The sequence below is a fragment of the Pedobacter foliorum genome (genome assembly GCF_013266735.1).
Taxonomy (GTDB): Bacteria; Bacteroidota; Bacteroidia; order Sphingobacteriales; family Sphingobacteriaceae; genus Pedobacter; species Pedobacter foliorum.
This window is the reverse complement of sequence record NZ_JABSNU010000010.1, coordinates 108,491-123,849: the sequence shown is the minus strand read 5'-3', so window position 1 is coordinate 123,849 and position 15,359 is coordinate 108,491. Positions and strand designations below refer to the sequence as shown.

12 protein-coding genes are annotated in these 15,359 nt (G+C 37.7%); 2 read left to right on the top strand and 10 right to left on the bottom strand.

Going from position 1 to position 15,359, the window contains the following annotated elements:
• Positions 1–10: 10 nt before the first annotated feature.
• Entirely contained in the window at positions 11–1,174 is a 1,164-nt protein-coding gene (locus HQN83_RS18620) for an oxygenase MpaB family protein (RefSeq protein WP_173092178.1), read from the bottom strand.
• 192 nt (positions 1,175–1,366) lie between these two features.
• Between HQN83_RS18620 and HQN83_RS18615 the strand changes: the two genes are divergently transcribed.
• Together HQN83_RS18615 and HQN83_RS18610 are read left to right on the top strand one after the other, a co-directional pair.
• The gene (locus tag HQN83_RS18615; protein WP_173092176.1) at positions 1,367–1,867 is read left to right on the top strand and encodes a BON domain-containing protein; all 501 of its coding nucleotides are present in this window, start codon (positions 1,367–1,369) and stop codon (positions 1,865–1,867) included.
• Between the two features lie 18 nt (positions 1,868–1,885).
• A complete protein-coding gene (locus HQN83_RS18610; protein WP_173092174.1) occupies positions 1,886–2,305 on the top strand; it encodes an SH3 domain-containing protein in 420 nt (139 codons plus the stop codon).
• Between the two features lie 50 nt (positions 2,306–2,355).
• Here the strand turns inward: HQN83_RS18610 and HQN83_RS18605 are convergent, their stop codons facing one another.
• The 9 genes from HQN83_RS18605 to HQN83_RS18565 form a co-directional block, all read right to left on the bottom strand.
• Positions 2,356–3,471: a hypothetical protein gene (locus tag HQN83_RS18605; protein ID WP_173092172.1), complete on the bottom strand. Its 1,116-nt coding sequence runs from the start codon at positions 3,469–3,471 to the stop codon at positions 2,356–2,358.
• A 79-nt stretch (positions 3,472–3,550) separates the two neighbouring features.
• Positions 3,551–4,306, bottom strand: coding sequence for a 4-hydroxy-tetrahydrodipicolinate reductase (gene dapB, locus HQN83_RS18600; protein ID WP_173092170.1), 756 nt, complete (start codon positions 4,304–4,306; stop codon positions 3,551–3,553).
• 14 nt (positions 4,307–4,320) lie between these two features.
• Entirely contained in the window at positions 4,321–4,689 is a 369-nt protein-coding gene (locus tag HQN83_RS18595; RefSeq protein WP_173092168.1) for an RNA recognition motif domain-containing protein, read from the bottom strand.
• A gap of 101 nt (positions 4,690–4,790) precedes the next feature.
• On the bottom strand, positions 4,791–5,663 hold the full coding sequence (locus tag HQN83_RS18590) for a pirin family protein (protein ID WP_173092166.1): 873 nt from the start codon (positions 5,661–5,663) through the stop codon (positions 4,791–4,793).
• Between the two features lie 151 nt (positions 5,664–5,814).
• Entirely contained in the window at positions 5,815–6,939 is a 1,125-nt protein-coding gene (locus tag HQN83_RS18585; protein WP_173092164.1) for a PQQ-dependent sugar dehydrogenase, read from the bottom strand.
• A gap of 115 nt (positions 6,940–7,054) precedes the next feature.
• Positions 7,055–9,481 (bottom strand): TonB-dependent receptor, encoded by a 2,427-nt coding sequence (locus HQN83_RS18580; RefSeq protein ID WP_173092162.1) that lies wholly within the window; start codon positions 9,479–9,481, stop codon positions 7,055–7,057.
• 132 nt (positions 9,482–9,613) lie between these two features.
• Positions 9,614–10,399, bottom strand: coding sequence for a hypothetical protein (locus HQN83_RS18575; RefSeq protein WP_173092160.1), 786 nt, complete (start codon positions 10,397–10,399; stop codon positions 9,614–9,616).
• Positions 10,400–10,539: 140 nt separating this feature from the next.
• Positions 10,540–12,048: a RagB/SusD family nutrient uptake outer membrane protein gene (locus HQN83_RS18570; RefSeq protein ID WP_173092158.1), complete on the bottom strand. Its 1,509-nt coding sequence runs from the start codon at positions 12,046–12,048 to the stop codon at positions 10,540–10,542.
• Positions 12,049–12,059: 11 nt separating this feature from the next.
• Complete coding sequence (locus HQN83_RS18565; RefSeq protein WP_173092156.1) at positions 12,060–15,128, bottom strand: SusC/RagA family TonB-linked outer membrane protein; 3,069 nt, start codon at positions 15,126–15,128, stop codon at positions 12,060–12,062.
• Positions 15,129–15,359 lie beyond the last annotated feature (231 nt).

Below are 15,359 nucleotides of genomic sequence, written 5' to 3'. Positions count from 1 at the left end.
TGAAGATGAACTAACTATCTGCCTTTAAGTATTCCTGCGAGATTTTAGTTTGAAAAATATCCCCCATAGTTACAGCCCGCTTATAGTTTTTACCACTCATCCCGATTATTTTTTGTAGAATCTGATTGCGAAATTTCCTAAACCTTGGAAAAAGGTAGTACATTCTTATTTTAGAAATATGAAGTCTGTTGCATGTTTCTTCATCTATTAAAAACCTAACGTAACAAGAATGCAGGTACTTAAGGAAATTCTTTTGATAAGCCTTTTTAAAAATATTTGATGCAAAAGCTTCATTTTCCAAAGCCTGAGCCAACATTACTGAATCCTCATCTGCTGAGACCTGCCCATCAGTCCATAAATAAAATAATTCAGTTGCTTCTTTTTTGTTATTAGGCAAATGTTTTTCAGGAATCCCAAGCAAATGACCAACGTATTTCCAAAGGTGAAAAACCCCTAGCTCTTCTTTTTCAGAAATATGCATTCCCAGCTTGTGCAAACCATGAAGATAAAACAAGCTAAACCCGATATTGGTAGCAACCATATCGCCGAAATTAATGGGCTCACCCCATTTTTCATGATCCCAGTCTGCATATTTTTCCTTTATCATCAACCGAGAGAAGGAGTGCATCATTCTTGTACGCGCAATATATTGATATCCTAGTGCATTAATTTCCAAAGCATTATTGCGTGTTACATGAATCCAAAAATCAAGTGTATCGGTGATTCTTTTTGCAGGACCTTTCTTAAGTGCTCCAGTATAAATAAGTGCTTTGTTCAAATATGCGTAATCATATCCACTCATCAGGCTATAATCCCTTAAAGAAATAAGTGCGTTGGTACCACTCCTCATACATAAATTACAACCCATCTGTATTAGTTCATCATCTACCCAGGCTGGCTTTTGCTGCATGGTTAAAAACATACTTTTTATGTTTTCTGGCAAATCGTCATTTTCGGAGATTATAGTTTTAGATAACTGAGTAACATAAGCGTATGCTTCTCCAAAATTTCTGTCTTTAAATATCTCCTGAACAGCTTCATCTCCCTGTACATCATATTCTTTGGCTAACAGTGTAAAAACATTAGCGTTATCCAGACTAATCTGAGCTCCAGACCACTCCACTAACTGATTTCCGCTTCCTTCCTCCCAAAATCTTTTTAAGTATAAATCCATAGACATACAGTTGATTAGTTTAGCCAATATACTTTAAAACTGTATATAATATTTCTCATTTATTCATTTAATTATCCATGTAAAAACAATTTGTTTCCATCATTGTTCTCATATAACTTTTGGTATGCTATTATTCTTTAAGTAAAGCAGTTAGGCATACCTCTTAAACTTAAAACCAAAATAAAAAACCGTATGAAAAATCTGACAATGAAAACAACTGCGTTTTTGGTTGCCCTCGTTATGATGGCAGCTACATTTACTGGTTGCAAAAGTGGCCCCAAAGATGATGCTATAAAAGCTGCCGTCGAGACTGCATTGCTTGCAAATCCGCACATCGCGGGTGCCGCAGTGGTAGTTGAAAAAGGAGTAGCAACATTATCTGGGCAAGTTCCTGATGATGCAACCAAAGCCGACATTGACAAAACTGTTGCCGCCATTCCAGGTGTTAAATCTGTAGTAAATAACATTGCAGTTGTTGCCGATACGCCAAGTGTTGCGGTAGCTGCTACAGACATGCTTACCAATGCGGTTAAAGATGCTACTAAGGACTTCCCTACTGTAACTGCAACTGTTAATGATGGTGTGATTACCTTAAAAGGTGAAATTCAAAAAACAAATCTCCAAAAGTTGATGATGGCTTTGAATGCACTAAAACCTAAAAAAATCGACAATTCTCAACTGGTTATTAAATAGTTAAAGGAGAAACACAACATGGCTTTACAAGAAAAATATAAAGAATTAATAGATACTGCCACTGCACAGGGAGTAAATAACTTAAATGTACGTGAACAGGAAGGTGTACTATACATTGATGGCGACGCAAGTGGCTCCATAAAACAACAACTCTGGGATACTTACGAACGCCTCGACCCTAACTATTCCTCGGGCGATTTGGTAATGAATATCAATAGCATAGCCGGTGTTACCGAAGGTTCTAAATTAAAGGTAACCACCAACAGCTCTAATTTAAATATCCGCAGCGGGCCAAGTACCGATGCTGATATTGTGGGCAAAGCTGCCAGGCACGAAGTAGTTACATTGGTAAGCAAAGCAAACGACCAATGGTGGGAAATTAAAACAGACGATGGTGAAGCAGGATATTCTTATACTCAGTATCTTACTCCTCTATAACCAAACTCTTTGTTGAGAATAAGCGATACCGTTAATGGAACTTAGTTCCATTAACGGTAAATGTCTCTCATTTTAAAGTTAAACTGAGTCATAATCTGGCGGGTAAGCTCATGATATAAATCATTATAATCCGGTCTGTTATTATAACTACCACGAACAATATCCCAATCCTTTGCACTCAAAGCTCTCGAATCACCGGTGTATTTACCGGTAATACTCTGCCAGGTGTATTCTGCAGGAATCCTGTCAGATGCAATCAGCTTTCTTGATTCCGCATCCGTAATTCTATAGTACATACTCGCCCTCGAGTTGATAATCCTCCTTACGGCATTTATAGTGGCTGTAACAGTAATTGTACTTACGCTACCATTTGCTTTGTCGCTTTTAACAGGAATCTTTTTTGATACACGGTATGAGTAATTATTGGTAGCAAGGTTACTGAACCAGATGTCATTCATAGAAATCTCCAGGTACTGATCAATTCTTCGGCCTTGCCCTTCGCTTCCACTGTAAAATTCATAATAGTTGGAGTTGCCTATTGAATTAAGATTCCAGAGAATATCTCTTTCAAAAAAGGCTCCGTCAATTGAATAATAACCAAAACGCTGATCTAACTTGGTAACCAACACATTGGTTACAGCCGCTTCTTCAGCTTCCTGCTTCTTCTCGATTACATCCTTATAACCTGGCACATAATTGTCTGCAAGTTTTAAATTGTTATAAGCCTTACGAGCACTTACCCTATCGTTACGGTTTAATAGTGCAACTCCCCAATTGTAGTGTGTTTCGGCAGCATTTAAAGCTGCCTGATTTAATTCACGGTCATAATTTTGAGGACTAAAACCATTTATTTTTACATCTGAATTTGCGAAAGCATCATACATATTTTGCAAAGACAGATATCCATTATAAATCTCAGCAAGCTGTTCAGATTTTTTACCCTTACCGCCTTTTGCTAAAAGGATATCTTGTTCAAATTTAGCTGAGGCCTCTTTATAGGCATCCGGTAGAATTTTTAACGCATCAGCATTTGATGGATTCTTTTTAAGATCGCCAATGGCAGCGTAATAGGCTTTGTCGTACTCTCCTTTTTCATACAGTTTCTGAGTAGAAACGCAGGATAAAAGAAACAACAAGAGCAAACTCAATTTAGATAAGTTTTTCATAAGGATGCGAATTTATCAATACTCAATTTACGAGAATTCTTTCGGAAATATGAATTTGATTAAACTGTGTTAAGTAAGCTTATGCCATATCGAAATTAAACATATCCTTTTCCGAATAGAATCCCTTCTTACCTTGTACCCACTCTGCGGCTAGTACAGTACCAAGGGCAAAGCCATCTCGGTTAAGCGCTGTATGTTTAAATTCTATACAATCGACCTCGCTGGCATATTGTATAGTGTGTGTTCCCGGAACATCTTCTATGCGTTTAGATGCGATCAGTAACTGATTGTTTTGTATTGTTTTATCCGAAACATCTATTTGCTCAACATTCAAGGTATTTACCCATTCTTGTTTGTTGTTCAATCCTTCAATAATCCCTTCGGCAATAGTTATTGCTGTGCCACTTGGCGAATCCATCTTACGCGTATGATGAATTTCCTCTGTATGCACTTTGTAATTCGGGTAGTTGTTCATCAGCTTAGCTAACAGCCTATTCGCATGAAAGAACACATTTACCCCAATACTAAAGTTAGAAGCGTACAGCAGTGTATTCCCCGTTTCCTTACATTGCTTTTCAATTGCCTGTAAATGTTCGTACCATCCGGTAGTTCCAACAATAATTGGCACCTTAGCCTTAAAACACTCATGAATGTGGTGTAATACTACATCAGGCGTGCTAAATTCTATCACTACATCGGCTTTTTTAAGTGCCTCCGTTGTTAATTCATTCTGATTACTGCTGCCAATCTTCAGAATGATCTCGTGGTTACGGTTCTCTGCTACTTTCTCAATAATACGGCCCATTTTACCGTAGCCTAGTATTGCAATTTTCATTTCAGGATAGGGCTCTATTTATCAGATACCAGTTTACGAGGACGTTTGCTTTTAAACGACTGCTCCTCAGCGCGTGGTGCACTGTTACCTTCTTCAGAGTGAAATCTGTTTCCCTTAAAAGTTCTAGGTTTTTCGGCTCTGTCTTCGTCTGCTTTTTTAACAGTGATTTTTCTACCTTTTATAACCTTTCCGTTTAGTGCAGCTATAGCCCTTTCCGCTCCTGCCTCATCTACCATTTCAATAAACCCAAAGCCTTTATGCTTGTGTGTAAATTTATCGGTAATCAATTCAATACTATGAACCAAACCCTGGATGCTGAACATTTCTATAAGTTCAGAATCTTGAATATCCAGTGGATAGCCCACCACAAATAACTTAACCATTAATTTTATTTAAGGCTTCAAATTTACGTTTAATAATTCAATAAAGAAACCCCTTGGATTAGGGGTTTCTTTATTATAAAATACGAAAGGGTGGTAATTTATTAATCTTCTAACACACCGAATTTACCCATATTAAAATCAGTAATTGCCTGATGGATTTCTTCTTCTGTATTCATTACAAAAGGGCCATAGCTTACAATTGGCTCATTAAGTGGCTCACCACTTAACAATAAAACCACGCTTTTCTGATTTGCTTTTATATTTATTTCCTCGCCTTCATTTGCAAACAATACAAAATTGTGTTCTGTTGCTATCTCTCCATTCACCTCTACACTTCCGTTTACAACCAATAAAGCTGTATTGTGTCCGGCTGAGATTGAAGTATTTATTTCAGCCCCCTCGTTCAATTTAAGGTCTATTAAATTTACCGGACTATAGGTTTCTGCAGGACCAGCCGTACCATTAAACGTTCCGGCTATCACATTTACTTCACCGGCACCATCAGCTAATTCAATTTTACCCATTCCGGCAGCAGTTAATTCCTGATAATGTGGGGTTACTGATTTATGCTTTTTAGGTAAGTTTACCCATAATTGCACCATTTCAAACGGCCCTCCTTTTTTAGAGAATGCTTCTTCGTGGTATTCTTTGTGCAAAATCCCATCACCGGCAGTCATCCATTGTACATCGCCAGAATTAATTATACCATGGCTACCGGTACTGTCATGATGCGCAACTGAACCTTTGTAAGCAATGGTTACAGTTTCGAAACCTTTATGTGGGTGAACTCCAACACCGCGAAGATGATTTGAAGGACCGAAATCATATTCAGGATTAAAGTCCAATAGTAAAAACGGACTTATTCTCTCCTGAGGAATACCTGCTCCGGGAATGTAATTAAACACTCTAAATCCGTCACCAACCATGTGTGGTTTACCAGAATTTGTCACAATTTTTTCAATTAACTTTTTCATGTTTTTTCTCCTTTTTGGTAACATTAAAACAACCTTTCCTGTTTCATTTAAGCTTGTTAAACTTGCCAATAGTTAGTTGTTTTAATTATTGTACCACAAAGGTATTCATGTTTTACCACCCCGATATTGATGTAGGATAAGAAGTGTTACCTTATTTTTTTGGAACCAGCTTTAATAATGTACCCGGGCCTTCGGTAATTGCATAAATAAAACCATCAGGACTTTCAGCAACGTATCTGAAACGTCCTTTACCTTGCAGCATTCTATCTTCTGATACATAGTTAGTACCATCAAGCACCACTCTGTTTAGGTGAGTAAACGCAAGTGCGCCTATCAATAAATTGCCTTTCCACTCAGGATATTTGCTACTGGTAACGATAGTCATACCGCATGGACCAATAGATGGAACCCAATAGTGTTTAGGATTTTCTATCCCGGGAAGTTCTTTATTTGGAGTTAATACTGTGCCATCATAGTTAATGCCATATGAAGTTTTTGGCCATCCATAGTTTTTGCCTTTTTCAATGAGGTTAAGTTCATCTCCCCCTTTAGGGCCATGTTCAACTTCCCAAATATGGTTGGTTGCTGCATCATAAACCATACCCTGTGGGTTACGGTGGCCATAAGTCCAGATAGAACCATGAGCATCACCTTGTCCAACAAAAGGGTTATCTGTAGGTACACGACCATCGTCAAATAATCTGTGCACTTTACCATGGTCGTTATTTAATTCCTGAACTTTTGGTTGAGTACCTCTTTCGCCAACACTTACAAACAGGTATTTATCTTTATCAAATACAACTCTGCTACCGAAGTGAAAATCAGCTTTCAAAGCTGGCTTAGCTTCAAATATGTCTTCTTTGTCTACAATTTCATTTCCCTTTAATTTAAAGCGCACTACTGCGGTTGTTGCAAGATCACCTACCGGTTTAGAAAAAGTGATGTAGATCCAACCGTTCTTTTTATAATCAGGGTGCAATTTAATGTCCATAAGACCACCTTGCCCATTACTAAATACAGCCGGAACTCCGGTAAGCTTAACACCTGTATACTTATCGTTTTTGAAAACTAAAATTTCACCACTACGTTCTGTTACCAACAAGCGGCCATCTGGCAACCATGCCATTCCCCATGGATTTTTCAATCCGTCATAGATTTTTACCGGTGTTATTTTAGCATCTCCAGGGCTGGAAGCGCTTTTATTGGCATCCTGAGCTAAAGCTGAAAAGCCTATAAAACCAGATAAGAGTAGTAAAAGTAGATTCTTTTTTTTCATAACAAAATTCATGTGTTTAGATTTCAAATTACGTGTACAACCAAGTAAAATTGAATGTACAACGAAAGCTAAATATACAGAAAAGTTGTTTACGCTAAAGATTGGAGCCTGCCAATTAAAACTTATATCCAAAACTCGCTGCAAAATTTGCTGGTTTTTGAGGATTGACAGACCAATAACCAATGTAATACTCCTGATTGGTTAAATTGTTCATGTTAAAAGTAAACCTGTACTTGCTCGAATTGTAAAACAGACTTGCATTAAGCAATGTATAGCTCGGAAGATAAAAGTTGCCCGTTACACTATTGTCAATTACTTTATATTCTCCTGCATAGTTCCCTCCTATTCCGAAACCAAAATCCTTTAACTTTCCGTCCATAAACTTATAAGTTGCCCATAAGTTAGCCAGATCCTGAGGACCTTGCCCACCCGGACTTCTACCTACTTCATTATAAAAATCCGAAGGATTTTCCTTGTTTCCTTCAAGCACCTGTATTTTGGTATGACTAACACCGGCAATCAAATTTAAGCCTGGAAAAGGATTTGCATTTAAATCTATTTCAAAACCTTTGCTTCCTGTCTTTCCACCCTGAACAGCAGTAATTTCGGTATTGTAAACCCTATTGGCTACTTTAATATCATACACAGAAATTGTAGCAAACAGCTTATCCGAGAACAAATTGGTTTTAACTCCAAACTCCCATTGGTTGGCACGCTCTGGTTTAAATGATTTCACGCCCAAACTAACTTTATTACCATCAAATACTTCCTGAGGGGCAACATTAAAAAACGCATTCATATAATTTGCAAAAAGAGACACTTTATCTAAAATCGGCTGATAAACCAAACCGAATTTAGGAGACATTACCAACTGATGATAATCATCCTTAGGATCGCTAATGGCACCTTTAGAATCAAAATAATCTAACCTTAAGCTGGCCATTGCCATCAATCCTGAGGTCAGATTAATTACGTTAGAAGCATAAGCGCTGTAAGAACTGTTCTTAATGTTAGCGCTGCTACCGCCTGCTCCGGCTATAGCATTGTCAACCAAAGCCTGACTCAAAAACACAGGGTCAATCGCTTTTCCGTCCTTATCAACCGCTACCTCACTATTTTGAGGCGTTACTTGTCTAACCATTGCCCAACCAGACCCATGACTAATTACATTGCGACTAAAATAATCCAGGCCAACCAAAACACGATTCCTAAGCCCTCCAATTTTAAAATCTCCATTAAAATTCTGCTGAATATTTGTTGTATTTGTAGTTTGTTGCTCTTTATGAAACCACTGATCGAAATAATTATCTCTATTTGCGCCACCAGATGCATCATCCCAGATGTAAGTATAATAGCCATCAGATTTCACATTCCCTCTTGAAATTACAGTTTGCGAAGTCCATTGGTCTGACAGCTTATATAACATCTGCGCTTGCAAATTATATCTTGGATTTTTTATCGTTAAATCGTTACTTGTAAAGGAAAGGTTCCTATTCAAATTCAATTCCTTTAAGTTCTTAAAAATGAGCGGTGCATCACGGTTAGAGTTAAAAAATACTGGAGGTACAGCCCTTTCTTCTTCAAGTATTTCAGTCATCACATGAAAAGATAAACGGTCATTTACCTCATAAGATAAGGAAGGAGCTATGTAAAATGACTTTTTAAACCCTGCATCCTGAAAGCTATTTTCAGAATGATAGGCAGTGTTAACACGCATTGCAATCTTTTCCGTTTTGCTTAACGGTGTATTGATATCGGCAGTTATCCTGTTCAAGCCAAAACTTCCCAGATTATAAACTATTTCACCACCAAAAGTATCATAAGGCTTTTTTGTAATGGTGTTAATGATACCACCGTAGCCATAAAAGCTACTGCCAAACAAAGTTCCTGAAGGACCTTTCATTACCTGAATTTCTTCTACACCTGCCGGATCCAGGTTGCCACTAGTTAGGCCGGGTAATCCATTAATTAAACTAGGTTGTGCTTCAAAACCCCGCAAGGCAAAGTAAGAGGCACCATCACCAGCCCTACCTGTAGATTCCCATGTTCTGGATATTCCTGGTACATTTCTTAAAGCATCGTCGTAATTGGTAATACCTTGTTGTTTTAAGATCTCTAAAGGAACAGAGCTGTATACCTGTGAATTTTCCAGATTCTTTAAAGGCATTTTAGCCACTGCAGAAGTTACCTTATTTGAATTTCGTGAGGATATGATTACTTCTTGCAACTGATCTGAGTTTTCCTTTAAAACGAAATCAGCTGATGTGGTTTCGCCTGATTTCACTTCAACAGTCTGCTCCTGCTTTTCGAGGCCAATGAAGGTTGCTACCAAAGTATATTGCCCGATTTTTATGTTTTTGAGTTCATAACTTCCTTTTTTATCCGTTAAGGCTGTTTTTCCGGTTCCCTTAATGTTAATTGTTACAAAATCGGCAGGTTTTCCGTCAGATGTATGTACCGAACCGTTAATGTTTCCTGTTTGCGCAAATGAATTTATAGCGAATAAGAATAAAATAACACAAGTAGTAATGCTTTTTATCATAGTTTGTTGATTTAAATTTCGACAAACCTACTATTTATATCAATTCTAAACAACACTATTTAAAATTAATCTAAATAAATGATAGGTACCCAATACTATGATTCTTAATAAGATGAGGGCTAGCCCATCTTATTACTGAAGCTCCATCTTAAAACATTGCCCTTCAGTAATAGTTATAGGAGTTGACTCCCACTTGTACTTACTACATGATGCAGTAAACGTATAATTTCCTGCAGGCAGACTAAAGTTTGCAGCACCACTGGTACCACAAGCTGGTGAAGCATTAAAATACTTATTGATCACTCCCGACTGGTTATTAATAGTTACAGTTATACTTCCACACCCAAGATCCGTCTTTGTCCAGAAAATTATGTTTCCTTTACCTCCGGTGCTGCCACCACCACCTCCAGATACAGTAGCGCATTTACCAACAGATTTTAAATCAAATCCGTACCATTGTTTAGTGGATTGCTTAAAGCTTAGTAGTGCAATTTGAGGATCAATTGACCCCTCCAGACTTTCATGGGCAATGTAAATAGTTCCTACGTTTGAAAGCAGGAGATCTCCGTTACTTTTAACCATAGCCCCCCATTTGATTCGTTGAGTAGAACCAGGTGAAAGTCCGCTAGGCTTGTAAGTAATCAAACCTTTTCCATCAGAGTTATACTGTACGCAAAAGTCAAAATCTTTAGAATCCCAACATCCAATGAGTTCAGGTATTTTGGTAGTTGTAACTGTTGATTTTCCTGCAGCAGATATGCACTGGTAAGGCATCTCTAAGGATTCGCCGCAAGTTAATACCTTGTCCTCTTCAGAGTTAGCAGCATCATCCTTTTCACATCCACCTATTAAGAGCAAAAAAAACACAAGAACTAGAGTACGTTTAATACTAAAAGTATTAATGATAAGATTTTTCATTACAGAGCGAGTTAAGATTTGACTAAACCAAAGATAGATTAGCCCCCACCCGCAATCAATACCCATAAATAGGTATATTAATAAATAAGGCGAATGGAAAACACCATTCGCCTTATTTATTAATTTAGCAACCTGTTAAATTAATAACCTGTATTATTTGGCAACAAATTAGGATTAACATTAATTTCTTGCAGAGGTACAGGGAAAAGCAATTGTTTCTCAGCGAATGTAGCTCCAAAAACAGTTTTATGACCAACAAAATTATCCCAGTTCCCAGTTACATCGTTATGTACTTTTCTAGTTCTAATCATGTCAAACCACATTTTGTTTTCAAAACAAAGTTCGTAATACCGCTGTAGCCATACCTCTTCCTCAAATGCAGTTTGACCTAAAGCACCTATAGGGCCAAGTTTTGCTCTGCCTCTAATGGCGTTTACATACCCAACGGCTTTAGAATTTGGGGCTCCTTCGGCTCTATTAGAAGCTTCAGCATACATCAGTTGTACATCCGGCAAGCGATATAGCGTAAAATTCAGATCTGATTTTACTGTATTCACTACGGCTACCGAGTCAAACCACTTATAAATGTAGGCCTGTCTAAAAGTAACCTTAGCTCCGGTTTTTATACTAGGATAACTCGTATAAAAAAACTGTCTCTCTGCAGCTCTTTTATCCCCCGCAGCAAATGAAGCAACAAACTGAGGTGTAGGATAAACAGATCCATATTCATCAGAATATTTAGAGATACCCGAAAAGTTAGGAATAGTTAATGGCGTAAGTGGATTTATTGAAGGAACAGTTGCAGCATATTGTACCTGAAAAATAAATTCTCCTAAATTTTTATTAGCAGGCTTATTCATATCTGTATATTCCGGAAACAAGTTATAGCCACCTTTTTCTACTACATCAAGAGATCGCTTAGCCGATTCCGCATAATATTGATTTCCACCGTTTATGGCTGCACCGGCATAAGTTAAATACACATCGGCTAAAATTGATTTTACAGCCCCCATAGACACCTGTCCGTTAGTGTTTTTCCAGTCAAGTGTCGATTTTTCAGCTTCTAATAGGTCAGGAATAATGATACTATCATATATTTCCTTTGCCGATGTACGCGGAACATTCAAGTTAAGATCCTTAGGAGTTTCTGTTACTTTTGGAACAGCACCGTACATACGCACCAAATAGAAGTAATACAACGCCCTTAAGGTATGTACTTCGGCCAGCATATTGGTTTTTTCTGCATCAGTAAGACCAGCAGCATTAATGGCAGGTATCTTTTCCAAACCCAGGTTACATGCCCCAACACCAAGATAAAGCTGTCTCCACCAGGTATCAAAATAGAATGATGTAGAATTATAGGACAGATTAGAAAAATTAACGAAACCAGTTTGTCCCAAATCGCTATTTGCTTTACCAGTCACAAATTCCATCAGATTCCATGTATTACCACCATAAGATGAGGGCTGTCCTGACAAAAGTCCTTGCAAGTTTTGGTAACCGGCGTTTGCAAATGCTCTGGCTACTTTTTCACTAGAAAGGTCAGATTCTGGTGTTAGAAAATAGGTCGGCTTTTCTTCCAAAAACTTTTTGCATGAGCATGTAAGCAATATACAAGCTACCAATATTATATTTTTTATCGTTTTCATATGAGTAAATTTTAAAATGATGCCTGTAAGCCAAAATTCCATACACGTGGACGAGGATTAGAAAAGAAGTCCAAATTTTGAGAGAATGCTGTATTAGCACCATAACCAGAATTAAACGTATCAACCTCAGGATCATAACCTGTATACTTAGTTATGATAAACAGATTCTGAACACTTGCATAAATCCGTAGGCGGCTTAGATGTAATTTACTTATTGCAGTTTGCGGTAAACTGTAACCTAACATAAAGTTCTGACCACGAATAAATGAACCATCCTCTACCCACCATGTGTCAAAATGAGAATCTTGTGCAAATCTGTAATTACGAACCTGAGAAATGTGCGTGTTTTGATTTGTTGGAGTCCATGCATTTAACACTGTTGCAAGACTATTTGAAAGTGTTTGCCTGTCCTCAACCGAATGCTTAAAGTTAGCAGCAGTATTTACGCCCTGAACAAAACGGATATCAAATGCAAAATCCCAGCTCTTATACCTAAAATTACTACTAAAATTCCCAGTCCATTTTGGATAGGCCTGCCCAATAACACTGTAATAGTTACTACCATCCGGATTGTAGATGTATTTTCTATCGCCTGGTTTTAAATTGTGTTTGGCTGCTTCAGCGCTTTCAGAATCACTATAAGTTCCCAGGCGTGTCATTCCATAAAATGATCCGATAGGTTCACCAACTCTAATCACAAAATTATCACCAAGAAAGTTTGGTCCTGGAAAAATATCAGCATTACCATTATTCAGCTTCAACACTTTATTTTTATTGGCTGAAAACAAGAATGTTGTTGACCACTCAAAATCTTCATTCTTAACATTCACGGTATTCAGACTTAACTCAACTCCTGAATTTCGTACCGAACCCACGTTTTTATAAACGTTAGCAGTTACCTCACCAGCCGACCATGGGATTGGAGTTTGAAGCAAAAGATCTTTCGTTACCCTGTTGTAATAATCAAAAGTCAGGTTAATACGATCATTAAACATACCCATTTCCAATCCACCATCTACTTGCACAGATCTTTCCCATTTTAAATCGGAGTTACCAATATAACTAGGCAACAAAGTTGACTGAGCTGCACCATTTAAAACAACGGTATTGGTTTGAATTTGAGGAAGAGAACGTCCCTGCCCTATTTCCTGATTACCTGCAGTTCCATAACTGGCCCTTATTTTTAAATTAGAAATCGTTTTACTATCCTTTAAAAAATCTTCCTGCGAAACGCGCCATGCAGCACCTACAGATGGGAAGAAAGCATATTTATTATTCTTTCCAAATCTCGATGACCCATCATAACGGCCTGTTGCAGTGAACAAATACTTTTCGTCGATATTATAAGTTAAACGCCCGTAGAACGAAGCAAGGGATGACTTGTCGTCTTGAGATTCGTTGGCTGTTCTAACCGAACCTGCCTGTTGGTAATGCCATTGAAATATATCATCAATAAACGATTGTGTTTCGGAACGAACTCTCTCATAACCTGTTCTTTGAAATGAAACCCCAAGCAATGCAGTTAATTTTTGTCTGTCGTTTATCTGCTTGTTCCAGGTTAAATAATTTTCAGTTTGCCAGTAATAATTCATGTAAGCATTGATATTGGCTACACCTCCCTGATCTTGCGATAAATGCGGTAAATTTAATGACGAATAAAAGTTATTCTTTAATCCAGCCAAATTATAACCAAAATCAGTTTTAAAATCTAAATCTTTAGTAAGATGCAATACAGCATATACGTTTCCAAGCGCTTGTAGCGTATTGTTAATTGTATAACGCTCATTAGCAATATGAACTGGATTTGGAGCACCTTCTAATCCATCAATATCAAAATTTCCTGCCCATGTTCCATCCGGATATTTAACCGGAACAATTGGCACCTCTTCTGTTACCGCACGGGGAACATTTAAACTACCATTTCCGTCAGTTACCAAACGTTGTGCGCTTCTGATCAGGTTTATGTTTCCACCTACTTTAAGCCAGTCTTTAACATCATTATCCATTGTCATTTTTACTGAGTAACGTTTAAAAGCTGAGGTAGGTGCCAAACCGTTCTGATCCAAATAGCCTAAGGACAAACTGTACACAGATTTTTCACCACCTCCTTGTATATTTAGCTGATGATTCTGTGAAAAAGCGGGTTTGTAAGTTTCTTTTTCCCAGTTTGTATCATAGATAGGCTTATCATTAGTATCAAAAAGCAGTGGAAAATTAGCATGATTTAAAGCTTTAGGTGGAGCCCAAACTCCACCGGCCTGATCAAATTTTTGACCATTTGCGAATGACTCATTGTACACTTTCACAAATTCAGCCGAATTTAATGTGCGTAAATGCCTATAAAGCTCGCTTACGTTCATATTGTTTTCGTATGATACCGTAGCTTCCCCTTTTTTTCCACGTTTTGTGGTGATCATAATTACACCATTTGCACCTCTTGATCCATAAATAGCAGTAGATGAGGCATCTTTTAACACTTCCAATGAGGCCACATCCAGAGGGTTAATGGTGTTTGGATCTACCCCAACCACTCCATCAATTACGTACAGAGGATCTATATTTGAGTTAATTGAACCAATACCCCTTATCCTTACTTTTGCTGCAGCACCAGGAGCAGTACTATTAATACTAACCTCCACACCGGCAACCTTACCTTGCAAAGCTTGGGATACATTTGCAACGGGCTTATCCATTAGCTGCTCGCCTTTAACCGTAACCACAGCACCTGTAAGGTCAGATTTTTTTGCAGTACCATAACCAATTACCACAACTTCCTCTAAACCACTTGAGGATTCTACCAATTGGATATTGATGGTTTTTCGACTACCGACCTTAATTTCCTGAGTAGTATAACCAGTATAAGAAAATATCAAAATATCATTTTCTCCCTTTACCTCAATGGCATAATTTCCGCTTGCATCAGCAGAAGTGGCAATTTTGGTTCCTTTTACCTGAATGCTTACGCCGGGTAAGGAAGTATTATCTTTTGCGTCACTAACCTTGCCCATAATTTTGAGCTGAGCCATCGCATGAAAGGACAGCAAAGAGAATATGACCGAATAAAATATTCTTTTCATCATAACATTAGTTTTAAAGTGTTTAGTTTGTAGAATAGCCAGGAAACCTGGAATAGTAGATTAGCTAAAACAATTTAGTTATGGGGGCAAAAAATTGAAATCTACAAAGATTAACTTAGGCTCAAAATGATTTAAATAACAGCACAGCACACGCATAGTACAAAGATTTAGGTGTATAAAATCATTTACCCGGCTAGAAGGCCAGATAATACTTACTCGAGAAATGTTTTACCG